This is a genomic window from Flavobacterium sp. FlaQc-28, from assembly GCF_044007415.1.
Taxonomy (GTDB): Bacteria; Bacteroidota; Bacteroidia; order Flavobacteriales; family Flavobacteriaceae; genus Flavobacterium.
Map to the genome: position 1 here is coordinate 190,932 of NZ_JBIPCM010000004.1, position 24,637 is coordinate 215,568.

20 protein-coding genes are annotated in these 24,637 nt (G+C 34.5%); 4 read left to right on the top strand and 16 right to left on the bottom strand.

Going from position 1 to position 24,637, the window contains the following annotated elements:
* Positions 1-362: 362 nt before the first annotated feature.
* Both ACHRVL_RS12755 and ACHRVL_RS12760 read left to right on the top strand, forming a co-directional pair.
* Positions 363-2,282, top strand: coding sequence for an SPFH domain-containing protein (locus ACHRVL_RS12755; protein ID WP_395413283.1), 1,920 nt, complete (start codon positions 363-365; stop codon positions 2,280-2,282).
* Between the two features lie 270 nt (positions 2,283-2,552).
* Positions 2,553-3,047 carry a metallophosphoesterase family protein gene (locus tag ACHRVL_RS12760; RefSeq protein WP_395413285.1) on the top strand — a complete coding sequence of 165 codons (495 nt, stop codon included), beginning with the start codon at positions 2,553-2,555 and terminating at the stop codon, positions 3,045-3,047.
* A gap of 5 nt (positions 3,048-3,052) precedes the next feature.
* Here ACHRVL_RS12760 and ACHRVL_RS12765 read toward each other — a convergent pair whose 3' ends face one another.
* The 3 genes from ACHRVL_RS12765 to ACHRVL_RS12775 all read right to left on the bottom strand — a co-directional run bounded on the left by ACHRVL_RS12765 (position 3,053) and on the right by ACHRVL_RS12775 (position 5,248).
* Complete coding sequence (locus ACHRVL_RS12765; protein ID WP_395413286.1) at positions 3,053-3,946, bottom strand: sensor histidine kinase; 894 nt, start codon at positions 3,944-3,946, stop codon at positions 3,053-3,055.
* A 59-nt stretch (positions 3,947-4,005) separates the two neighbouring features.
* Positions 4,006-4,668: a response regulator transcription factor gene (locus ACHRVL_RS12770; RefSeq protein ID WP_089053250.1), complete on the bottom strand. Its 663-nt coding sequence runs from the start codon at positions 4,666-4,668 to the stop codon at positions 4,006-4,008.
* A 163-nt stretch (positions 4,669-4,831) separates the two neighbouring features.
* Positions 4,832-5,248, bottom strand: a complete 417-nt coding sequence (locus ACHRVL_RS12775; protein WP_089053251.1) for a DUF4293 domain-containing protein — start codon at positions 5,246-5,248, stop codon at positions 4,832-4,834.
* A 183-nt stretch (positions 5,249-5,431) separates the two neighbouring features.
* Here ACHRVL_RS12775 and rho point away from each other — a divergent pair, with 183 nt between their 5' ends.
* Positions 5,432-7,270 carry a transcription termination factor Rho gene (gene rho, locus ACHRVL_RS12780; protein WP_395413288.1) on the top strand — a complete coding sequence of 613 codons (1,839 nt, stop codon included), beginning with the start codon at positions 5,432-5,434 and terminating at the stop codon, positions 7,268-7,270.
* A 169-nt stretch (positions 7,271-7,439) separates the two neighbouring features.
* Here rho and ACHRVL_RS12785 read toward each other — a convergent pair whose 3' ends face one another.
* From ACHRVL_RS12785 to ACHRVL_RS12805, 5 genes are all read right to left on the bottom strand, one after another.
* A complete protein-coding gene (locus tag ACHRVL_RS12785) occupies positions 7,440-8,456 on the bottom strand; it encodes a M28 family peptidase (protein WP_395413290.1) in 1,017 nt (338 codons plus the stop codon).
* Positions 8,457-8,462: 6 nt separating this feature from the next.
* On the bottom strand, positions 8,463-9,527 hold the full coding sequence (locus ACHRVL_RS12790) for a DUF3667 domain-containing protein (protein ID WP_395413292.1): 1,065 nt from the start codon (positions 9,525-9,527) through the stop codon (positions 8,463-8,465).
* Between the two features lie 49 nt (positions 9,528-9,576).
* Complete coding sequence (locus tag ACHRVL_RS12795; RefSeq protein ID WP_395413294.1) at positions 9,577-10,350, bottom strand: dienelactone hydrolase family protein; 774 nt, start codon at positions 10,348-10,350, stop codon at positions 9,577-9,579.
* A 101-nt stretch (positions 10,351-10,451) separates the two neighbouring features.
* Positions 10,452-12,653, bottom strand: coding sequence for a penicillin acylase family protein (locus ACHRVL_RS12800; RefSeq protein WP_395413296.1), 2,202 nt, complete (start codon positions 12,651-12,653; stop codon positions 10,452-10,454).
* A 10-nt stretch (positions 12,654-12,663) separates the two neighbouring features.
* Complete coding sequence (locus ACHRVL_RS12805; RefSeq protein ID WP_089059802.1) at positions 12,664-13,116, bottom strand: Lrp/AsnC family transcriptional regulator; 453 nt, start codon at positions 13,114-13,116, stop codon at positions 12,664-12,666.
* Positions 13,117-13,310: 194 nt separating this feature from the next.
* Here ACHRVL_RS12805 and rocD point away from each other — a divergent pair, with 194 nt between their 5' ends.
* On the top strand, positions 13,311-14,561 hold the full coding sequence (gene rocD / locus ACHRVL_RS12810) for an ornithine--oxo-acid transaminase (RefSeq protein ID WP_129056386.1): 1,251 nt from the start codon (positions 13,311-13,313) through the stop codon (positions 14,559-14,561).
* Between the two features lie 134 nt (positions 14,562-14,695).
* Here rocD and ACHRVL_RS12815 read toward each other — a convergent pair whose 3' ends face one another.
* The 8 genes from ACHRVL_RS12815 to ACHRVL_RS12850 form a co-directional block, all read right to left on the bottom strand.
* Complete coding sequence (locus ACHRVL_RS12815; RefSeq protein ID WP_395413297.1) at positions 14,696-16,630, bottom strand: family 2A encapsulin nanocompartment cargo protein cysteine desulfurase; 1,935 nt, start codon at positions 16,628-16,630, stop codon at positions 14,696-14,698.
* Positions 16,614-17,534, bottom strand: coding sequence for a family 2A encapsulin nanocompartment shell protein (locus ACHRVL_RS12820; RefSeq protein WP_089053260.1), 921 nt, complete (start codon positions 17,532-17,534; stop codon positions 16,614-16,616). Before ACHRVL_RS12820 ends, ACHRVL_RS12815 begins: the two co-directional genes overlap by 17 nt.
* 181 nt (positions 17,535-17,715) lie before the next feature.
* A complete protein-coding gene (gene epsC, locus ACHRVL_RS12825) occupies positions 17,716-18,528 on the bottom strand; it encodes a serine O-acetyltransferase EpsC (RefSeq protein WP_395413299.1) in 813 nt (270 codons plus the stop codon).
* 74 nt (positions 18,529-18,602) lie between these two features.
* On the bottom strand, positions 18,603-20,036 hold the full coding sequence (locus ACHRVL_RS12830) for an APC family permease (RefSeq protein WP_395413301.1): 1,434 nt from the start codon (positions 20,034-20,036) through the stop codon (positions 18,603-18,605).
* Between the two features lie 20 nt (positions 20,037-20,056).
* The gene (locus ACHRVL_RS12835; RefSeq protein ID WP_395413303.1) at positions 20,057-21,223 is read right to left on the bottom strand and encodes an LLM class flavin-dependent oxidoreductase; all 1,167 of its coding nucleotides are present in this window, start codon (positions 21,221-21,223) and stop codon (positions 20,057-20,059) included.
* The gene (locus ACHRVL_RS12840; RefSeq protein ID WP_395413305.1) at positions 21,216-21,377 is read right to left on the bottom strand and encodes a hypothetical protein; all 162 of its coding nucleotides are present in this window, start codon (positions 21,375-21,377) and stop codon (positions 21,216-21,218) included. The genes ACHRVL_RS12835 and ACHRVL_RS12840 overlap by 8 nt, the downstream gene beginning before the upstream one ends.
* An 18-nt stretch (positions 21,378-21,395) precedes the next feature.
* A complete protein-coding gene (locus ACHRVL_RS12845) occupies positions 21,396-23,096 on the bottom strand; it encodes an amidohydrolase (RefSeq protein ID WP_395413306.1) in 1,701 nt (566 codons plus the stop codon).
* A 38-nt stretch (positions 23,097-23,134) separates the two neighbouring features.
* Positions 23,135-24,607 carry a RagB/SusD family nutrient uptake outer membrane protein gene (locus ACHRVL_RS12850; RefSeq protein ID WP_395413309.1) on the bottom strand — a complete coding sequence of 491 codons (1,473 nt, stop codon included), beginning with the start codon at positions 24,605-24,607 and terminating at the stop codon, positions 23,135-23,137.
* Positions 24,608-24,637 lie beyond the last annotated feature (30 nt).

Genomic DNA, 24,637 nt, shown 5'->3' on the forward strand with positions numbered 1-24,637 from the left:
GAGGTTCAAAGAAGCAAAGGTTTTTATATGCCGATTTTGTAAAGGCATGCAGCAGCACGTCTATACAGCGATTGTCACAATAGATTTGCATGACGTAAGATATACTTATGTTCGCTTTTACAGAAAACCTTTGAATCTTTGTTTCTTTATCACTTTGAACCTGTTAAAAAACGTTAAACTCCAAAATACCAATCATAGTTTGTTTGGTGAAAAATTGTGTCAGAAATTGACAATTCTAACGATTTAAAAAAGTCTTTTTTTACGAGTTTTTTAGATGAAATTACTAAATGTTAATTTTTGAAAATATTTCATTTTAACAGGAAATATTTCTCTTATGTTTGTAGTCTAAATATCAAAAAACTATGAATGAAATTACTTCTTATTGGTGGATAATTTTAATCTTATTCGCCATTGTATTTTACAAATTTATTTTGCGCGTTTTCTTCGGAATGGTAATTGTTCCTGAGGATAAAATTGGTTTAGTAACCAAAAAATTTGTTTTGTTTGGCGCAGACAAATCATTGCCAGACGGCCGAATCATTGCTACAAAAGGTGAGGCTGGTTATCAGGCACAAACATTAGCTCCAGGTTTGTATTGGGGAATGTGGATTTGGCAGTATTCAATCGATATGACTGGATTTACAATTATTCCCGAAGGAAAAATTGGTTTGGTTTTAAGTAAAGATGGAAAAGAAATTCCAACTGGAAGAATCTTAGCCAGAAAAGTTGAAAGTGACAATTTTCAAGACGCAACTGCATTCTTGAATAATGGCGGACAAAAAGGGCGTCAGACAGCTTTTATTACAACAGGATCGTATCGTATAAATACTTTTTTGTTCGAAATTATTATTGCTGATCAAATTAAGATTTATGAAAACATGATTGGTATCGTAACGGCGCTTGATGGAGAGCCTATTCCACAAGGACAAATTGCAGGTAAGTTTGTCAACGATCATAATAATTTTCAGGATTTTGACAAGTTTTTAGAGCATGGCGGAAATCGTGGTTTACAGCCTCAGGTTATGCTTGCAGGTTCGTACTATATTAACACGTGGGGAATTTTGATCGAACAAAACCCAATGACCGATGTGCCAATTGGATATGTTGGAGTTGTGATTTCTTATATTGGAGAAGACGGACAGGATGTTACGGGGGATACTTTTAAACATGGAAATATTGTTTCAAAAGGACAAAGAGGTGTTTGGATGGAGCCTTTTGGACCTGGAAAATACGCACTGAATAAATATACGACCAAACTAGAGCCAGTTCCAACAACGAATTTAGTATTAAACTGGGCTAACGCACGCAGTGAATCGCATGACTTAGATAAAAATCTTTCGACAATTACAGTTCGCTCAAAAGATGGTTTCCCTTTTAATCTAGATGTGGCGCAAATTATTCACGTTCCAGCTGCCGAAGCACCAAAAGTTATTGCACGTTTTGGAAGTATGAACAATTTAGTTTCTCAGGTTTTAGAACCTACAATTGGTAACTACTTTAGAAACTCGGCTCAAGACAGTGATGTGATTTCGTTTTTAACAACCAGGAAAGAACGTCAAGAATCAGCAAAAAATCATATTAAATTGGTGCTTGACGAATACAACGTAAATGCGGTTGATACTTTGATTGGTGATATTGTTCCACCTGATTCATTAATGAAGACTTTAACAGATAGAAAACTAGCTGAGGAAGAACAAAAAACATATCAAACCCAAAGAATGGCGCAAGAACAGCGTCAGGGAATGGAAAAAGAAACTGCGATTGCTGATATGCAGAAAGAAATTGTTAGAGCGTCACAAAGCGTTGAAATCGCACAGCGTACTGCTGATGCAACGGTAAAAAAAGCAGAAGGTGATGCAACCAGTTTGAAACTGAATGTAAATGCCGAAGCAGAAGCTACGAAAATGCGCGCAAATGCTGAAGCGGAAGCAACCAAAGCCAGAGCAGGAGCACAGGCAGAAGCAACTAAACTAAATGCAAGTGCAGAAGCGGAGCGAATTTCAAAAACGGGTCTTGCTGAAGCAGAAAAAATCATGGCAATTGGTAAATCGACTGCAGAATCTTATCAGTTACAAGTTACTGCAATGGGTGGTGATAATTTTACCCGCTACAAAGTAACAGAGGAAATTGGAAAAGGAAATATTAAAGTAATTCCGGATGTTTTAATTTCTGGAAATGCTGGTTCTGATGGATCTATTAGTGGTTTATTAGGAATGAAGCTTATGGAAATGATGGATACGAAAGAGGTAAAGGATGTGAAAAATCAAAATCCTAAAAAATAATAATTGTTGTAAAATGTAAAACGTTCGATGTATAATGTAAGTGCGTCGTATAATGTAGAGGCGCACAGCAGTGGGTCTAACACAAAGTTTGAAATCCGGTCTATAAGCAGATCGGATTTTTTTATGTTCAAAAATAAAAGAAAACCATATGAAAGAAGCATTGGAATACACCTCTAAAAAAAAACTCATAACCTTAGGTTCTTAGAATCTTAGAACCTTAATAAAAATGTACCTTTGCACCTCAGAACCTTTGTAGCTCCTTAAAAAAGAATGAAAAAAATCCTCCTGCTTTCAGATACTCACAGTCATATCGATGAAACAATTTTAAAATATGTGGCCCAGGCTGACGAAGTATGGCATGCTGGAGATATTGGAGATTTGAATGTCACAGACATCATAAAAAAGCTGAAACCTCTTCGTTGTGTTTATGGTAATATTGATGATGCAAAAGCAAGATTAGAATTCCCGCTTCATAATCGGTTTTTGTGTGAAAATGTTTCTGTTTGGATAACTCATATTGGCGGTTATCCCGGAAAATACAATCCAAATATTAGGGAAGAAATGATTTCGAATCCTCCAAAATTATTTATTTGCGGGCATTCTCATATTTTAAAAGTAATGTTTGATAAGAAAAACAATTTACTGCATATGAACCCTGGTGCTGCGGGTAAAAGCGGATTTCATCAAATGAGAACAATGCTTCGTTTTGTAATTGATGATGACAAAATAAAGGATCTTGAGATTATAGAAATTGGTAAAAAGTAAAAAAATTAATGAGGTAATGGAATTTGTATCTTAATTGTTGTTCCATTATTTTCTTTTGAGGTGATAGAAAAACTGCCTTTGTATTTTTTGATTCTAGCTCGAATACGGTTTAATCCAAAACCTTCAATTTGATTTAATTTAAGTGTTTTAAAGCCTTTGCCGTTATCATAAATAATGATTACAAAGTGTTCGTTTTTTTCTTGTAATGTGATTTTAGCTTCTTGAGCGCCGCTGTGTTTTATAATATTATTGAACAGTTCCGTTACAATAAAATAAAGCTTCATTTCAAATTTTTCAGGATATCTTTTTTCTGTTGGAACAGAACTAGAAAACTCAAAAGGTATATTTGAAGTACTGTTTTTTTCGCATAAATCTTCTAAAGCATAGATTAACCCAAATCGGACTAAAAGCGTAGGAACAAGGTCATGAGACATATCACGCAATAAATCGTGCGCTTCTGCCAAAATCGTTTTTGATTTACTGATTTCTTCTGATGTTACATTGTATTTTGTAGTGTAAACGTTTAAATGCAATGAAGCTGAAGTTAACAGTGAGTTGATGTTATCGTGCAAAAAAGATGCGATTTTTTTTTGTTCGTTTTCCTGGCTGTCAATTCCTGCATTAATAACATTTAGGAGTATTTTCTGTTTGATGTCTTTTCTCCTGATTTTTTGTTTGAGTTTATTATTCTGATAAACAAAATAAAATAGGAGCGAAATAATGATGATAAGTACAACAAATAAGCTGACAACTTTTTTGTTTCTTAACTGCTCACGTTTTACTTGAGGAGAAACAGTAGTTTTATTGGAATCACTTCGTAATTCAGTATTTGTTTTTTCAGAAAGAATATTTTGTTGACCAAAAGCTCTGTTTCCATTGGAAACAAAGAAAAGTATCAATATTAAAATTCTAATAAACACCATAAAATTTCTGATAGTTACTATTTGTATTTTCTGAACTATGAATTAATTAAATTATTTTTTAAGGCATATTTTACCAATCCAATCGTGTTTTTTATCTGCAGTTTTTTCATGATATTCTTGCGATGCGTTTCAACAGTATTTGTACTGATAAAAAGCTGTTCACTTATTTCTTTTCCGCTGTATTCTAGACATATCAGCGTGATTATTTCAATTTCACGCGGACTTAAAATGGGATTTTCGATATAAACATCTTTGTTTACTTTTGGATTATTTTGAAAAAAAATGTTGAATATTTTCTCTCTTACAGCATCACAAAAATATTCTTGTTCCTGATAAACAGCTTCAATTGCTTCGATGATATTTTGACCCGCACATTTTTTTGTCAAATAGCCTTTGGCGCCTAATTTCATTACTTCTTTTATGATTTTTAAATCATCATAACTGGATAAAATAATCACTTTTGCAGGAAATCCTTTTTGACTGAATTCTTTTAAAACTTCAACACCATCTTTTCCAGGCATACTGATGTCAAGAATCAAGATATCTGGTTTGTCGAGCAAGATATCTTCATAAATAGTACTGCCATTCAATGAGCTTCCTACAACTTCAAAATTAGAAACAGTTTGAAGTAAATTGGTGAGCCCATCAATCAGTACTTGATGATCGTCGGCAAGATGAATCCTTATTTTATTTGTCATAATGGTTTTTGGAACAGAAATACAAATTTATGAAAAAAATATCTTACAACTTTGTTTTTGATCTTCGTTTTAGAATTATCAGTTTAAGGGTAAATTAAAAGCACAAAAAAACCCGAAATAAAATTTCGGGTTCTCTTCGCACATAAAAATTAAGTTTATAGGTTTATCTCAAACGATCTACAGATTTTACAAGATCTTCGTCCTTTTTGATGGCTTTATTAGCTAAAACTAATAACACGATAGCAACAATAGGAAGAAACATCCCAATACCTTTCTCAGAAACAGCATTTACTGTCTCTCCAGATAAATTTAGAGAACGATATACAAATAATCCTAATAAAATTAAATTTAATATTATGTTCAATCTGCCCATTACAAATTGATTTTGTCTTTTCTTGTATGAAATGATACTAACGATGCTAAGCATTGTACTTAATCCTAATAAAACAGTGTAAAGCTGATCTTGCATAAAGTAAAAAGCTTTACCAGTATTTAAGGTCCAAAGCGGCGTAAAAAACATTAAAACCCCTGTTACTAAAAAGGTAAGAATTAAATATACGGTTTGAATTCGTTGTATCATGATCTAAAATTGTTTTACAAAAATATATTTTCTTTTTTTAAAATACTATTGTATGATTAAATTTTATTCGTATTATTGCATCATAATACCGTAAGCACTTCATACTGCGGTCAATTGAATTAAATATATCTACCTATTCTTTTACAGTTTTTCCTTTAAAATAATTAAATTCATAGAACATTCATGTTTGATATTTCTGCATTAAAAGAAATGAAGCTTTCTGAGCTTCAAGAAATAGCTAAGTTAGCTAAAACAATAAAGTTTAATGGCGTTAAAAAAGATACACTGATTACTCAGATATTAGCGCACCAAGAGGCAGCTTCAGCGACGCCGGAACCAACTATTGTTGAAAAGGAAATAACTGATGATAAACCAAAAAGAGCTAGAATTGCTCCGGCAAAGAAAATTGTCAGTAAAAATGCTCCAGTTTTAGAATTTGATAAGATTGAAGAAACTCCAAAGGAAATTGAAACTCCTGCGGCGATAGAAAAAAAGGAAACTGTACAAGTTCAAGAAAAAGCAGAAAATAAAACGGCAGAGAATAAGGCAGCAGAAAAGAAAGCACCGAAAATAGTTAAGTTTAGTAAATCAGCTTACGAAAAAAAGGTTGCCCTGCAAAAAGAAAAAGAAGCAGCAAAAGAAATAGTTTCAAACGAAGAAATGTCTGAAACACCTGAAACACCTGCAATTGTTGCAAATACAGAGAAATCTGAAACTCCTGCCCCAGCAAAAAAGATTGTTCCTAATCAGAATAAAAATCAAAATCCCAACCCAAATCAAAACCCAAATCAAAATCCAGCTCAAAACCCAAACCAAAGCGGGAATGGAAACGGGAATAACGGAAACCAGAATCCAAACCAAAACCATAAAAATAAAAAGAATAATTTCAGAGATTCAGATTTTGAGTTTGACGGAATTATAGAAAGTGAAGGTGTTCTTGAAATGATGCCTGACGGTTACGGATTTTTGCGTTCATCAGATTATAATTATTTAGCATCTCCTGATGATATTTATTTATCGACTTCACAAATTAGATTGTTTGGTTTAAAAACTGGAGATACTGTAAAAGGAGTGGTTCGTCCTCCTAAAGAAGGAGAAAAGTTTTTTCCTTTAGTTCGTGTTCTTAAAATTAATGGTCACGATCCGCAAGTTGTTCGAGATAGAGTTTCTTTTGAACATTTGACGCCGGTTTTCCCTTCAGAAAAATTTAAGTTAGCCGAAAAAGGAAGTTCAGTTTCTACACGTATTATTGATTTGTTTTCTCCAATAGGAAAAGGTCAACGTGGTATGATAGTCGCACAACCGAAAACGGGTAAAACAATGTTATTAAAAGACATTGCAAATGCAATTGCAGCAAATCATCCTGAGGTTTATTTAATTGTTCTTTTAATTGATGAGCGTCCTGAAGAGGTTACAGATATGCAAAGAAGTGTTCGTGGTGAAGTTATTGCTTCGACTTTTGACAGAGAGCCGCAAGAACACGTGAAAATTGCTAATATCGTTCTTGAAAAAGCAAAACGTTTAGTAGAATGTGGTCACGATGTAGTGATTTTACTAGATTCGATTACACGTTTAGCAAGAGCTTATAATACAGTTCAGCCGGCATCTGGAAAAGTGTTAAGTGGTGGTGTAGATGCAAATGCATTACAAAAACCAAAACGTTTCTTTGGAGCAGCTAGAAATGTAGAAAACGGTGGTTCATTAAGTATCATCGCAACTGCATTGACAGAAACTGGTTCTAAAATGGATGAGGTTATCTTTGAAGAGTTCAAAGGAACTGGTAACATGGAGCTTCAATTGGATCGTAAAATTGCTAATAAACGTATTTTCCCTGCAATTGATCTTACTTCGTCAAGCACGCGTCGTGATGATTTATTATTGGATGAAAAAACATTACAAAGAATGTGGATTATGCGTAAATATCTATCAGATATGAACCCGGTAGAATCTATGGATTTTGTAAACGATCGTTTCAAAAAAACCAGAAATAACGAAGAGTTTTTGATTTCTATGAATGACTAGAGGAAGTTGCAAAGGTTCAAAGTTGCAAAGATTTTATTTTGAAACTCTAATCTGAAATATATAAAAATAAAAAAGGATAAGCTAAGCTTATCCTTTTTTTATGTTTTAAAGTTTAAAAAAAACTCTGAACCTTTGCAACTTTGAACCTTTGTGGCTAAAAATAAGAACCTTATTTTTTATCAACTACCGGTCTATTTTCTCTATTGGCTAAATCCCAGGCAACAACAAAAGCTAGTTTTGTTCTTTTAGTTAAAGCATCATATTCAATTTTTTCAGGATTGTCGTCTTTTCCGTGATAATCTTCGTGAACCCCGTTGAAGAAGAAAACAGAAGGAATACCATGTTTAGCAAAGTTATAATGATCAGAACGCTCGTAAAAATGATTTGGATCTTTTGGATCATTGAATTTAAAATCTAAATCTACTTTAGTGTATTTCTCATTTTGAGATACCACAGCATTGTGTAAATCTGATGATAATCGATCAGCACCAATTACATAAACATAATTGTTTGTTTTAGTATGTTCTACGTCACGACGGCCAATCATATCGATATTGATATCGGCAATAGTATTGGCAAGTGGAAATAAAGGATTTTCAGAGTAATAACGTGAACCATGTAAACCATGTTCTTCGCCAGTTACGTGAAGGAATAAAATTGAACGTTTTGGTCCGTGCCCTTGTTTTTTTGCTTTTGCAAATGCTTTAGCCATTTCGATAACTGCAACTGTTCCAGAACCATCATCATCGGCACCGTTGTATATGTCTTCGCCTTTAACGCCTACGTGATCGTAATGTGCTGAAATTACTAAAACTTCATTTGGTTTTTCAGATCCTTCAATATATGCCCAGATATTTTCAGAGTCTGGTAAATTTTCGTTACGTCTTGCATTTAGGAAAGACGCAGGTATATGCTGATAATAATCTTTTGCCCCTTTTGGGAATGAAACACCGCTTTTTTTGTATTGCTCAATCATATACAATCCAGCCTTTTTTTGTCCGGGAGAACCCGTTTCGCGGCCTTGCATTTCATCTGATGCAACAACGTACAGCATTTTTTTTAGGTCTTTTTCAGAAATCGAGTTTAAGTATTTCGTTGGATCTGAGTTGTCTTTTGATGCAGCGGACTGGGTGTTTTTACACGAAAACGCTGAGGCAATTAATAATAAAACTACAATTTTTTTCATTTGGTATTAGTGTAAATTGATAAATGTGTAAAAAGCAAAAGCAATTAGTAAAAATAGAATAAAAAATGAATTTATGAAAAATAATACTACACTTTTAGTAAAGGATACAATTCTTGATTCTCCATAGAATCTATGATGCGCCGGGAAAAAATAATAAAATGCCCATACGACTCCTGCAAATGTGAAACAGTCAATTACGATAGAAAGAAGTGAATTGTTTATTGCGTTTCCTATTTTTCCAACGGAGAAAAGTACTAGAAAAATCAGCAGTAAAAACGAAAAATAATGCAATGTAAATATACCATGGTCAAAATAATACCAACGCTTTTTATTATGAAAAATCCATAAAAAGAAAGCGAAGAATGGCATGATAATAAATAAAACTTTGGGTAAGTTGTGTATAAAAGACTCTATGAATTTATTGAAAAGTTCTTGATTGGTATTTTTATCTTTTATGATTTGTATTTTTCTATTTATCCAATAACTAAAATCAGAAAGTTTCTCAGATTTTGAACCATATTTTTGAATGGAGTCAATTTGTTTAACAGATTTATATCCTAAATTTATTAGACTATCGTCACTTGATTTTGGATTGTCTAACATATTCTGAATCGCCTTTTTGTCTTCTGGTGATACTGAATCAGAGTTTAATAAGGTTTTTACGTTTTCATTTTCTTTTAATGAATTTGTCTGCTTTGAAATTTCTTTTTGAACCTTTTCTGTTTTTACAGATTCGTTTGTGTCTTCTTCTACATGAATAGGAAACATTGCGATTAACAAAAAGGTTATAAAACTTATAAAAATATAAAGTCTAACCGGAGCCAAATAAGATAATCGTTTTCCTGAAAGATACTCTTTAGTTAAAGTTGAAGGTTTTAAAAGAAGGTTTTTTATGGTTTTCCAAAATGCATTTTCATAGTGTGTCAGATCTTCAATGAAATGAATAAATAAATGATGAAAAGTTTTACGGGAATCACTGTTTTCTTGTCCGCAGTTTGGACAGAACTTTTGTTCAACAACATGTCTGCAGTTCAAGCAGGTTTTGTCTTCTCTAATTTTGTTGTGTGACATTGGTGTATTAATTGTTTTGATTTTGGTTTTTTGATTGGTATTTTAAGATTTACTTTTTGAGCACTTCATTTAGAAAAAGCTGTAAATGCTCAAACGCTCTTTTTGCCGCAATGGGATTATAGGCAGCACCTTTTGAATTGTCATTTCCAGCTTCAGGATTTGTAAACGAATGTACTGCATTTGCATAGTAAATCATCTGCCAATCTGCTTTAGAATCACGCATTTCCTGCTGAAATGATGCCACTTCATCTTTTGATACAAACGGATCATCAGCGCCATGACATACTAGAACTTTTACAGCAATTGGTTCGTTTTTTCTAGAAGTATCTTTTCCTAAACCTCCATGAAACGAAGCAACGCCTTTAAGTTTTAAACCTCCGCGAGCGGCTTCTAAAACTCCCGTTCCTCCAAAACAATACCCAATAGCGGCAATATTGTCTTGATTTGCGCCTAATTTTATCAATTCATGAAGTGCAATATCAATTCTTTTTTGGTACGCTTCATAATTTGTTTTATAATAACCGGCTTGTTTTCCAGCTTCAGAAGTGTTTTTAGGAACATTTCCTTCGCCATAAATATCAGCTATGAAAACATTATAGCCCAGTTTGGCTAAATTTTCGGCAATTCCTTTAGAAGCATTATCAATTCCAAGCCATGCCGGAAGTAGTAAAATGCTTGGGTTTTTGGAGCTTTTTTCAGCAGCTTTTATGTATAAGCCATTTAAAACCTGCCTGCCGTCAGAATATTTTATTGGTTTCAATTGTGCATTCATTAGGGTAGTATTTAGTAAAATTCCTAAAACAAATAGCTGTATGATTTTCATAAAATGATATTTTTAAGACAAATATGAGGAATATTACAATAAAAAAAAACCTCAAAAGACATTTCTTCTGAGGTTTGTTTATTTAAAGCTGACATTAGAGATTATTCTCCTGGATGATAAGTGCGTTCAGCATTTTTTTCGACATCGTCTTTATAAAATAAAACATCTTTAAATTGTCCATTTTGATACATTTGACCTTGATCAAAAAAGTGTTTAGAATTTATATCTCCGCTGTTTCCTCCCGCTAATAAAGATTTCGCTTTTATCTTTGACCCAAATTCAACAACGCAGACAAAACTATTACCATTGTAGCCGTAACGTTTTTTAGAACCATTTTGGTAACTGCTTTTAAAAGAGGGAAGACTTCCCCAAGAACCAGGACCATATGCAATTGGTAGACTTGGTTTTGAATCGTCATATTTTAAATTAATATCACCATTAGAACGTTGAAAACGATTAATTTCTCCCCACGTAATCTGCCATGTTCCCCATTTTGCTTTTAAGTCTTTTACTACTGCCTGCAGTTGCGGAACCAATTGTTCTGCAGTTGCATTTTTAGCAAATTTTTTAGTGTTTTCGACCTGATCAGTTTCACCTTCATTAACATAAGCTTTTTGAATGATAGGATCTAGTTTGTATGCCCATTCGACTGCTAGAGTTGTGGCTATAGAATTTTCTTTGGCATAATAATCCCAGTTTTTTAAAATAGAGATTGGTTCAGCAAGTTCAATATAGGCGGCATCTGTAGGTTTTATGTTTTTTTCGAAAACTTCTGTCAAAGCGGGAATTAAGATTTCAAAAATAGATAGTTTAGAATCGTAACCGTCTCTAATAACTTCATCTAAAGTATATTTTTTGTCTTGACTAAAAATACGAACAGCATTTATACCTCTAAAATTTTCTCCATCGGGAGCCATATATGCAGGATAATCTTCCTTTTTTGGACTATTAGCTCCCGCTGCGGTGTATGGTGTTGAATTGCAGTTTTGAAGCCATCCGTTTGTTGGATTGTACAAATGTACCGTTTCATTTACGTCGTGCAGTCCTTTCCATTGCGTTGCAGAAATCGATCCGTCAACTACTTTTGACCAATTTAGATTTTTATCTCTTACCGGAATAAAGTTTCCGTGCCAATAAGCAATATTTCCTTTACTGTCGGCATAAACAGTATTGTTGGAAGTATTGGCTTTCAAATCCATTGCTTTTTTGTAGTCGTTAAAATCGTTTGATTTGGTTCTAACCCAGCTTTGAATTAAACTGTTCATTGAGCGGTTATTAGATTTTAAGCTTATCCATTTTCCGTCTCGTTTAGCCATTATTGGACCATTATTGGTAAAATAAGTTTTAAATGTTTTAGGGACTAGTTTTCCATTCTCTAAATATTTAATGGTGATTTCTTTCTCAATTATAGGAATTAATTTTTTATCGTACTCGTAGAACACTTTATTTTTTCTCAAAACAATTTTTTCAGCATACATATCAGCAACATCCACATTTGAGGAAGTGTGCATCCAGCCGCAGTTTTCATTAAATCCTTGATAGATAAAAAATTGTCCCCAGGTTACTGCGCCATAAGCATTTAAACCTTCTTCACTCGAAACTTGAACTTCGGGTCTGAAATAAAAAGTAGTATGAGGATTAATATAAAGAATAGCATTTCCAGAAGCCGTTTTTGAAGGGGCAAAGGCAAATCCATTTGAACCCGTCTGTACATTTTTTTCTCTTTCTACGTAGGCTGTTTTTTCATTGCTGCCCGAGTAAAAAGCTTTTAATTCTCCTACTGAAAGATCAGCTGTACTAATTGCACCAATACTTCCGTCTGTCCAAAGTAAAGGAAACCAAGGCTCGAAATGAGTTAGTAATAAAGGTTTTACTTCAGGATGTTTGTACAAGTAAAAATTGATTCCATCGGCATAATTATCCAGTAGTTTCTTTAGCCAAGGAGCTGCATTTTTATAATCGGTTTTAGCTTCGTTGATATCTATTAAAAGTTTTATTTCTAAATCATTATATAAAACAGATTGTCCTTTTATTTCAGAAAGACGACCTAGTTTTTCTATATAATTCATCTCAACACGTTTAAAATCATCTTCGCATTGTGCATACATTAAACCAAAAACAGCTGCAGCATCCGTTTTTCCATAAATATGAGGAATTCCCCAATTATCTCGAATTATGGTTACTTTTTGTGCCGTTTCTTCCAATTTTGCAATTTCTTTTTTACTTAGATTTTGAGAAAAAACAAACACAGAAAAGCTGCAAAAAAGAAGTGTTGTTTGTAATAATTTAGCAGAATAAATCATATTGTTTTTTTTACAAGGATACATTTCGTTTAAAGGCACATCCTAATTCAACCATTGAATCTGTTTTTGCAATTCCAGGGATATTATCGATTTTTTCATATAATATTTTTCGCATGTGCTCGTGATTTTTTGCCGTAATCTTAAGATAAAGTGTAAAAGATCCTGTAACAAAATAACATTCTGTAATCTCTGGAATTGCTTTTAAGGCTTCAATAATTCTTTCTGAGTCAGAATCTTTATTGAGTGTAATTCCAGTAAAAGAAGCCCAGTCATAGCCAATTTGCTTTTCATTTAAAATAGGTTTGATGCCGGTAATTATACCTTGTTCAAATAAACGATTAATACGCTGATGCACCATTGTATTCGAAATCTTCAAATTAGAAGCAATCGTCGAATAAGCTATTCTGCCATCTTTTTCTAATTCTTTGATAATTTTTACGTCAAACTCATCTAAAATATCCATGTGAAAATTTTTATTTTCTGTAAAGATAAAAATTAGTCTGATTCGTCTGGGTAATTATAAAAACAAAATGACTTAATATGTGTTTTAAAATTAATATTTTGGTTTTTAAAAAGCTATTTTTAAGTTAAATTGTTTTGTTTTTGATTTAAAATAAATAATTTTTATACTTTTGTAGAAGTAAAAAAGAAATTATCATGGCAAATACTCAAGAAATACTTTCGGCAAAATCTGAAATTTTAATCGAGAAAGAAAACAAATACGGAGCTCACAATTACCATCCGCTTCCTGTGGTTTTAGAAAAAGGAGAAGGCGTTTATGTATGGGATGTTGACGGAAAAAAGTATTATGATTTTTTATCGGCATATTCAGCAGTAAATCAAGGGCATTGTCATCCTAAAATTGTGAAAGCAATGGTTGATCAAGCTCAAAAATTGACGCTTACTTCGCGTGCTTTTTACAATGATAAATTAGGAAACTACGAAGAGTTTGTAACGAAGTATTTTGGTTTTGATAAAGTTTTACCAATGAATACTGGCGCCGAAGCTGTTGAAACAGCTCTTAAAGTGTGTCGTAAATGGGCTTATGAAGTAAAAGGTATTCCAGAAAATCAAGCGCAGATTATTGTTTGCGAGAATAATTTTCACGGAAGAACAACTACAATTATTTCATTTTCTAATGATGAATCGGCTCGTAAAAACTTTGGACCATTTACAGATGGATTTATAAAAATTGAATATGATAATCTTGAAGCTCTTGAAAAGGCTTTAGAGTCATCAAAAACTATTGCAGGATTTTTAGTTGAGCCAATTCAAGGTGAAGCTGGTGTTTATGTACCGTCTGAAGGATATTTAGCAAAAGCAAAAGCATTGTGTGAAAAACATAATGTTTTATTTATTGCAGATGAGGTTCAAACAGGAATTGCTCGTACTGGAAAATTATTAGCGGTTCATCATGAAAATGTACAGCCGGATATTTTAATTTTAGGTAAAGCCATTTCTGGCGGAGTTTATCCAGTTTCGGCTGTTTTATGTAATGACGAAATTATGAACGTTATTAAACCGGGTCAGCATGGATCTACTTTTGGAGGAAATCCTGTTGCGGCTGCTGTTGCAATTGCTGCTTTAGAAGTTGTAAAAGAAGAAAATCTTGCTGAAAATGCAGAGCGTTTAGGTGTTATTTTAAGAAAGGGATTAAACGAAATCGCTGAAAGAAATAATTTAATTACACTGGTTCGCGGTAAAGGACTTTTGAATGCAATTGTTATTAACTGTGACGAAGATTCTGATCTGGCTTGGCAGATTTGCTTAAAATTTAGAGATAACGGACTGCTTGCCAAACCAACTCATGGTAACAAAATTAGATTGGCACCGCCTTTGGTAATGACAGAAACTCAAATTCAGGAATGTCTGGTTATAATCGAAAAATCATTGAATGAATTTAAGTAATTAATTCAGCTTACTTTATTATATAAAAAGGCGATTGTATTGAAACAGTCGCCTTTTGGTTATAATTACTTAAAATATCAAAAAAAGTAATTATCTCTTTGAATAGATGCGTGAGACATTTACTCTTAATTCTATTAAAATCTTACTTTTTTAAGTTCCCACAATGTCTTGATAAAAGTATCAACGTCTTGTGTGGTATTGTAAAAAGCCAATGAAGGACGAACTGTTGTTTCTACACCCATTCGTCGTAAAATAGGCTGTGCACAATGATGACCAGTACGTACTGCAACACCTTCTTTATTCAAAGCCTGTCCGACTTGATCGTTGCTGTAACCTTGTAAATTAAAAGAGAGCACACTCGCTTTATCTTTTGCAGTTCCAATCAATCGCACGCCCGGAATTTCTTTTAAAAGATTTGTTGCGTATTCCAGTAAATAATGCTCATATTGTCCAATTGCATCGATACCTAATTTGGTAACATAATCGATCGCCGCACCAAGACCAATAGCATCTGCAATATTTCCTGTTCCAGCCTCAAAACGATTAGGAGCTTTGTGGTATTTTATTTCCTCAAAAGTTACATCCTGAATCATGTTTCCGCCAGATTGATACGGTGGCATTTCATTTAATAAATCTTCTTTACCGTACAAAGCGCCAATTCCAGTTGGACCAAAAAGCTTATGTCCAGAAAATACCAGCCAATCTGGATTTAGATCCTGTACATCAACTTTCATATGCGAAACGGATTGTGCACCGTCTATTAGAACTTTGGCTCCAACAGCATGCGCCATTTCAGTAATTCTTTTAGCAGGAGTTACAGTACCAAGTGCATTTGAAACTTGTGTAAAAGCAACCAAACGTGTTTTTGAGTTTAGCAGTTTTGCATATTCATCCAGCAAAATCTGACCATCGTCATCAACAGGAATTACTCTAAGTTTTAAGCCTTTTTTGTCTGCTAGTCGTTTCCACGGAACTATATTGGCGTGATGTTCTAAATTACTTACGATAATTTCATCTCCGGCATTTAAATTTTGATCACCCCAAGTACACGCTACTAAGTTTATAGCTTCTGTTGCACCTCGTACAAAAACAATTTCGTTTACCGAAGACGCATTCAAGAAGGTTTTTACTTTTTCACGAGCTGCTTCATAAGCATCAGAAGCTCTTGCGGCTAATTCATGTGCTGCACGATGAATGTTTGAATTTTCATGTTCATAGAAATAAGCAATACGCTCAATTACTGATTTTGGTTTTTGAGTGGTAGCAGCATTATCAAACCAAACTAATGGCTTTCCGTTTACTATTTCGCTTAAAATCGGGAAATCTTTTTTGATCAGATTGGCATCAAAATGAGAAGTTGTAAAACCGTTTATTTCTTTTGGCGTGAAAGTGTTTCCAACAATTGCATTTGTATTTCTTTTATCAAAAGCAAATGGATTTTGATCTAAAAAATAATACGAATTTGCAGCGTCATTTCCATTTAACGGAAAAGCTTCACGTTTCGTAAATTGTGTATCAACAAATGCTAAAGCAGCTTTTAACTCAATCTCAAAAGAAGAATTCTCTGTTTGAAATGGCAGATATTCATTGTTTAAGAGCAGTTGAGAAAAAACACTTTCCTCATTTAATTGCGGAGTGGCTGCATTTTTTAAGTTAGTGTCATAAAAACCGGTATGCGGATTGTTGAGGTTTAGATTATAATCTTCCTGAACCCCCGATGTTGCAACGCCGCTTTTAGGATCAAATCCTGCTCCAGCATTAGGATATAATGCAGAAGCTCCTGAACCATAATCTGCAACTGTAGGTGAAGCTCCAAAACCACTAAATGCAGGCAAAGCCGAAGGTATGTTTACTGCGCTTTGTGATGAAAGTGGAGGGTCGCCGCTGCCTAAATTTCCAGTTTGCAAAAACGTTTCTACAACTTTTGCGGCACGAGGATGTTCAGTACGATCTGGACTTAACGAGATTTCTTTAGGAAATTCGTTAGGCAGCGTCTTGAACAATTCGTTAGCTAAATGCTGTAAATCGTCAATGTTTGGTAAACCGTTATCGTTAGTATTTGTACTCATGATATTTGCCTATTTCTACATCTTCTAAAACTGCGATTGCGTCATCTACTAAAATGGCTAATGAACAATAAAGAGAGACCAAATAAGAAGCAATTGCTTTTTCGTTTATTCCCATAAAACGAACTGATAATCCTGGAGACTGTTCGCCTTGCAGTCCCGGTTGAATAAGACCGATAACCCCTTGACGACTTTCGCCGGTACGCAACAAAATGATTTTTGATTTTCCGTTTTTAATTGGCAGTTTATCTGATGGAATCAGCGGAATACCTCTCCAAGTTAAAAATTGAGATCCAAATAAAGACGTAGTTGGCGGCGGTACACCGCGACGTGTACATTCGCGTCCAAAAGCAGCAATGGCTAACGGATGAAGCAAGAAAAATCCGGGTTCTTTCCATACTTTCGTCAATAATTCGTCTAAATCGTCTGGAGTTGGTGCGCCAGTTCTGGTTTTTATTATTTGGGATGAAGCAACATTACTTAATAAACCATAATCTTTATTGTTGATTAATTCGCTTTCCTGACGTTCTTTAATCGTTTCGATTGCCAGTCTAAGCTGCTCTGAAATTTGATTATAAGGCTTGCTGTACAAGTCAGAAACACGAGTATGTACTTCGACAATAGTTTGTACTGCAGCAAGATTATATTCTCGAGGATTCTCGATATAATCAACAAAGGTATTTGGTAAAACCCTTTCGTCTCGTGCAGAACAGTCAACTTGTATATGATTGGCATCTTTTACTTTGTTTAAACGAAAAACTCCTGATTCTACCGGTGTCCAATGTAAAAGATGCGTCAGCCAGCGCGGACTGATAGTTCCAATTTGAGGAACTGTACGTGTAGCAATTGCTAATTGTCTTGCAGCTACATCTCCTAATGCGGTCTGCTGTTGTTTTGATTCCGCCATGATTTAAAGGTTTAAAAGGTTAATTGATTTTTGATTAAAAATGCTTATTATTAGATGTTTAGAAACATTTTTTAATTTGATATATAAATTTAGATTAAAAATAAAAGCACTCAAAATAAATTGGATTTAATTTATAGTAAAGTTGGTTTTAAATTATTGATATACAGTGTTTATGAATTGCTTATTCACTAAATGCGATCGCATTGTTGTCTTTTATTTTAATTTCATTTTTGTGATATACTATTGAATTTGACGGGACAGTATAAGTAAGCCAGACATTTCCGCCAATGATTGAATCACTTCCTACAACCGTTTGTCCGCCCAAAATGGTGCTGTTCGAATATATAATAACATTGTTCTCAATAGTTGGATGTCTTTTAATGAAAGCATCTTCTTTTTTTACACTCAAAGCACCCAGCGTAACACCTTGAAAAAGCTGTACATTATCGCCGATAATTGTAGTTTCGCCAATTACAATTCCAGTTCCGTGGTCAATTGCAAAATTATTTCCTATTTGTGCGCCCGGATGAATTTCTATACTGGTTTTAATATGCGCATATTCTGAAATAGTTCTAGCTAAAAGCTTTAAATCCTGTTTCCATAATTGATGTGAAAATCGGTATATCGCAATAGCAAAAAAGCCGGGATAAGAATACAATACTTCTTCTAACGATTTTGCAGCAGGATCTTTTGTAAAAATGCTTAAAGCATCGTTTATCGTTTTTTTATGCAAATGCGGTATGGCATTAAAAAAAGTTAGTGTCTGCTCTTTATCAGGATCATTTCTTTGCGAAAAATCTTGAACCAATTCATCAAACCGCTTTTTCAGCTGATTGAATTTGTATTTAATTGTAGCTTCAGATTCGTATGATTTCGACGTATTTGAAAACAAAATGACAAATAAGTCATCAATAAACAGATGTATTAATTTCTTCTCAGGAAGTATTAGTAATTCCTGATGCTGTTTTGCTATTTCTTGATAAAATGAATTCATAATAAAGTGTTTTTTGGTTAGTAACTAACATTTACGAGAAATCAACTAATCTGAATTTGTACTTTTAAAATAGGCTAAATGTCTGAGTTTTTAAGTGTCGAAAATTTCTCTCTTATATAATAAACAGGTATTCCAATTCCTGCAATGATCAATCCGGGCCAAGTGTAAGTAGGTTTGTAAATGATTAATAAAATGCAAAAAGCAGCTCCTAAAAGAATATAAACAGCGGGTAAAAATGGATATCCAAAAGCTTTATAAGGACGTTCGTGTTTAGGTTTGTTAATACGCAGCACAAAAATTCCGGCAATAGTGATAACGTAAAACAAAACCACGACAAAGGAAATCATGTCTAATAAATTGCCGTAACGTCCGCTTAAACTCAAAATTACCGCCATAAAAAACTGTATCCAAAGTGCATTTGCAGGAACTGAATGTTTGTTTAAAATCGCCGTTTTTTTGAAGAACAAGCCGTCTTTTGCCATACTTTGATAGACTCTTGCACCTGATAAAATCATTCCATTAGCACAACCAAAAGAAGCAATTAAAATCATTAAGGCAATAATCGAAGTCCCGCTTGAACCAAAAATAGCCTGCGCAGCAGCAATTCCAACGCGATCTTTTTCTGGTGTTCCAATGGCTTCAACAGGCAAAACTGCGGTAAACATGACATTTAATGAAACATAAATTATTGTTACAACTGCAGTTCCTAGAAGTAAACTCAAACCAATATTGCGTTTTGGATTTTTTATTTCGTCTGATACAAAAGTTACATTGTTCCATGCGTCGTAACTAATTACCGTTCCTACTAATGCCGAAGCTATTGCACCCCAAAAAGCGGGTGTATTTGCATATTGTAAAAAAGTGCCGTCAGGATTTAGTTTTTGAAGATGAAACGGATTCGTCCAGTTTGCCTGCCAGATTTCGGGTTTAAAAAATACAAATCCGAAAATAATTAATGCTAATAAGCTGATCAACTTAGTTCCCGTAAAAAACTTCTGAATGACCTTTCCTAGTTTTACACCTTTAGTATTTATATACGTTAGAATAAATAACAAGACAATAGAGGAGAGCTGTGCCGGAGAAACTGTAAACGATTCTCCAATTCTAAAAGCAATCAAATCTTCACTAAAAAACGGAAAAAAGTAAGCCAGAAATTTAAAGAACGAAACACAAACTGCGGCAATTGTTCCTGTTTGAATAACAGTAAATAAACTCCAGCCGTAAACAAAAGCCACAAGCGGATTATAGGCTTCTTTTAAATAAATATATTGGCCTCCAGATTTAGGAAACATACCGCTTAATTCACCATAACTTACGGCAGCAATTAAAGTCATGAAACCGCCAATGAGCCAAACTAAAATAAGCCATCCTGCTGATCCCACGTTTCGGGTAACATCAGCACTCACAATAAAAATTCCAGAACCAATCATTCCGCTGGCAACCAATAAGGCCGCATCGGCAAGACCGAGTTCTCTTTTGTATTCTTGTTTTTTTTCTATTTCAGACATTCTAAATTTTATTTTTATAACTAAACCAATTCAGCATTGGTTAAAGGTGTTGTAGGTGTTTCTTGCGGAATTCTTCCTTGCAAATGCGGTAAAGAGGTATTTGGTAAACGCGGAAGAACCAGCTTTGCAAAATAATTGGCTTCTTCAATCAAAGGAAATCCTGAGAAAATAAAAGAACGAAAACCCATATCCATATAGCGATTTAGTTTCTCTATAATTTGATCAGCACTTCCTACTAAACCGCTTCCGCAGCCAGAAAAAACTTTACCGATATCTGTCCATAAAATATCCTCGACATAACCATCGTCATCAGCAGTTTCTCTTAATTCGTCTTGTTTTAAAACACCTAATGAACGTGAATCTTCACCACGGCTTCTAATTTCTAAACCTCGCTTTTCGTCAAACTTTGAAATCAGCTTTTTGGCGTAAGCTCTTGCTTCTTCTTGTGTTTCGCGAACAATGACATGTATTCTTAATCCAAAATCAATAGTTCTTCCTTCGGCAGCAGCGCGTTCGCTCATTTCTTTAAGAGTAGCATACATCGATTCTTCAGATTCCGGCCAAGTCAAAAATACATCGCAATGTTTGGCACAAACAGCTCTGGAACCAGGTGAAGTTCCTCCAAAATACAATAACGGACCACCGTTTTGCTGATACGATTTTACAGGATCAGAAGGAAGATCAAACTGATAAATCTCGCCTTTATGTGAGATTCTGTCTTGTGTCCAACCCTGTTGTAAAATCTGAATTACTTCAGAACATCTTTGGTATCTTACATTTGGATCTTCGCGTGTTCCGGGTAAATCAGAATTAATGATATTCAAAATCAGTCTTCCTTTCAGCATATGATCCAGCGAAGAAATGGCGCGCGCTAACATGGGCGGATGTATTTCGCCTGTACGAATTGCCAGCAAAAATGTAATCTTGTTGGTTTCAGGTGCAACACTTGCTGCAAAAGCCAATCCGTCTTGACCGACAGTATAAGCAGATGGATATAAAATATTACTGAAACCTAATTTTTCTGCTTCCAGCGTAATGTCACGGCAATGCTCGTAACTGCTTCTACGATCATTATCTAGAACGCCTAAATATGCTGTATCACCGCCAATAATATCATTAAACCACGAGATCTCTGCGACTCTTTCGGGTGTTCTAATGGCGACAGTTTCAATTTTTCCCTCAATCATTTTTTTTCTTCTTTTTTAAGCTCTTTTTTATTTTTGTAGTCTTTTTATCTTGTGAGTTTACTGTATCAGTTTCACTAAACCAGAAAAATTCAGAAGACTTTTTTGGTGCTCTCATTGATACAGCTGGTGCAGGATTAATGTTGATCTGATTCATTTTTTGAGTTTTAGATGGTTATTTTTTAAAAACTGTTTTTCCTTCTTTAATCGTTTCCAAAACAATTATGTCTTTTATTTTAGAAGGCTCCACTTTAGTTAAATCATCAGAAAGAACTACTAAATCGGCTAGTTTTCCAGTTTCAATAGAGCCTTTGCTGTTTTCTTCAAAATACTGATATGCTCCGTTTATAGTAATGGCGCGTAAACCTTCGATAGGAGTAAGGCGTTCGTCAGGACCAATAACTTGTCCAGAGCGGGATTTTCTTTCTACAGATGTCCACAACAGAAACAATTGGTTTAGCGGTGTAACAGGATAATCAGTATGGTTTGTTGCGACAACTCCTTTTTTAATTGCTGTTTTTAATGGGCTTAAAAAGTTTGCTCTTTCTGCACCTAAGTTGCGAACGTGTACATCTCCCCAAAAAAAGGCGTGATTACTAAATAAAGCGGCAATTATGCCCAGTTTTTTGTAGCTGTCTAATTGATCTGGTCGTACAAATTGAGAGTGAATGGTTACAGGTCTGCGGTCGTTACTGTTTGTGTTTAAAGATTTATTAGCATTTTCGATTGCTTTTAAATACATATCGATGGTTGCATCTCCGTTGCAATGTACAAACGGGCGAACATTATTTTGAAAAGCTTTAATTACAAGGTCATTAAATTGATCTTGTGTAATGTTAGGGAAACCTTTACATTGATCATGATTACAGCCCGGTACTTCTACTAAATACGATTTACTAAAGAATGCTGTTTTACCTTGTGGAGAACCATCGGCAATCATTTTTGTTCCTGCTAGTTTTAAGTGATTTTTTAGTACACCAAACTTAAACTCAGGATTTTCTAGTACTTTTTCTAAAGTTGGATAACCAGGTAAAGCCTCAATATCAATAAACAAAGCATTTTTTTCGGCTGCTTTATGCAATAATTGCAGTGACTCATAACTTGTATATCCATCCTGAGCTGTGGTAATACCATTGCTTGCGTAAAACAATTGCTGTTCATTTAAACTTTTTATCTGTTCCTCTAAAGATGGTGCTGGTTTTGCAGGTCTTTTTAATAATCGGCTGGCATTTTCTTGTAATAAGCCTGTAGGTTCGTTAGTGCCTTTTTTTCTTTCGATGGCACCGCCGGCAGGGTTTGGAGTACTTGCATCAATTCCTGAAATTTTTAAAGCATAAGAATTTGAAACTGACATATGCCCGTTGATGTTCGTAATCGTTACAGGATTATTAGGAAATGCGGCATCAAGATCTTCTTTATTAGGATGTCTTTTTTCTTCTAATTGATCTTGATCGTATCCATAAGCATCAATCCATTCGCCTGGAACGATATTTTTTTGCTTCTGGAAATCCTGAATACGACTTACCAAATTGGCAATATTTTTAACCGTGCCCATTGGCGGTGAACCTACATTTACGGTAGTAGATCTTGACAATCCCATAAAATGGCTGTGTCCATCTATAAACCCGGGAACTACAGTTTTACCTTTTAAATCAACAACAATTGTTTTTTTGTCTTTTAATTTTTCAATTGCGCTATTGCTGCCAACTGCCAGAATTTTACCATTACTTACCGCAACGGCTTGTGCTGTACTGTTTTTGGCATCAACAGTAATTATATTTCCATTGATAAAAACCTTATCAGCGGTATTTTTTTGTTGAGCGGTAATAATCGTCGAAGCAAAGATTACAGCCAGATATTTAAAATTATTTTTCATTTCGTTATTTTTTTATTGATATTTTCTAAAGTGTTTTTTTATCTCGGAGCCAGTTTGTTATAAGCCAATTCGTTACTAGGAATTGCCCAAACATAATTGCCTGCTGTTGGCAGCACTTCTGGCGCTACACCTGCATTTCCTGTTTTTCCCGGAAGGGTCTGCACACGTCGCAATAAGTCTGGTGTACGGAATCCTTCGCCAACTAATTCTATTCTTCTTTCCGTTAAAATAGTGGCAATCAATTCGTCTTTTGTAGTAACACCTGTTGTAAAAACATAAGCAGCATCAGAACGATTTCGTACAGCAGATAATAAAGTTCTAGCCAAAGGAAGATTGTTATTCTGCGCTGCGGCTTCGGCATAGTTTAATATGATTTCGGCGTATCTAATAACGGGTACAAAATCAGTAAAAGGAGCGCTGTTTTTCTTGAATTTGTTTAGCAGTTTCTGACCAGTTGAATTGGTAATTACTAAAGCTTTTCTAGCATCTGTTGAGGTTGGCGAAGCAAAAACATCATTTGCAATAATTCCAGCACTATTAAAATAAAGAACAGGAGTTAAATAATTTGGTCCAAGAGCACTTTGTAACCCTGGTGCTTCTGCGGCAGTTGTAAACGGAATGGTAAATATAGCTTCGCTGCCTACATAAAGACCTCCAAAAACGGTTGCTATGTTGGGTTCCAAACGATGCGTTAAGCTTCCTGAAACATATTGAAAAGGTGCCGACTGCGGTACAATTTTACTTGCTTCTGAAACTACTTTTGCATAATCACCTTTACTCAAATAGGCTCTTGTTTTTAAGGCAATCGCTGTAGCTTTATGTGCTCTCGAAGCGTTAAGAATTGCTGTTGAATAACTTTCCGGCAAATCGGCTTCGGCTTCGTCAAGATCTTTTAGTATTTGAGTGTAAACATCGGCAACAGTGCTAAACGCGAAGTCATTTAGTCCTCCAGATGTATTTCCTTTTAAGCGCAGTGGAAGCGCAGGCGCAGCACTATTTTGAGCATAAGGTTTTGCATAAGTCTGTACTAAACTCAAGTACGAAATGGCTCTAATAAATTTGGCTTCAGCAATATAATTTTTGCGTAAATCGTCGGTAACAACAGTTGTGTTTGCTAAATTATCGATTAGAATATTTGAAAAATTTATTACGGTATAAGCCACACTCCAAACAGAGTTTACAAAATCGCCGGATGAGGTTATAGACTGATTCCAAACATTGGCACCAGTTGAGTTGTTTCCGTCATTTTGGCTAAATTCATTTCCTCGCTGTTCATTAAAAATAATGAATCGGCCGCCGTACAATGACGGATTGCTGAATTGGGCATAAAGTCCGTTAACCTGTGCTAAAATTTTTGCAGGCGTGCTAAAAGCAGTTTCTGTAGAAATACTTGTTTCTGGCACTGTATCTAAAGAATCATCACTGCATCCTGCCAATAATAAGGCTATAATTGGAGTAATAATAAAGGCTTTTGTGATGCTTTTTCTATAATTTTTATAATTGAAATTCATGATGTTTTTATTTAATGGTATAATTAATTA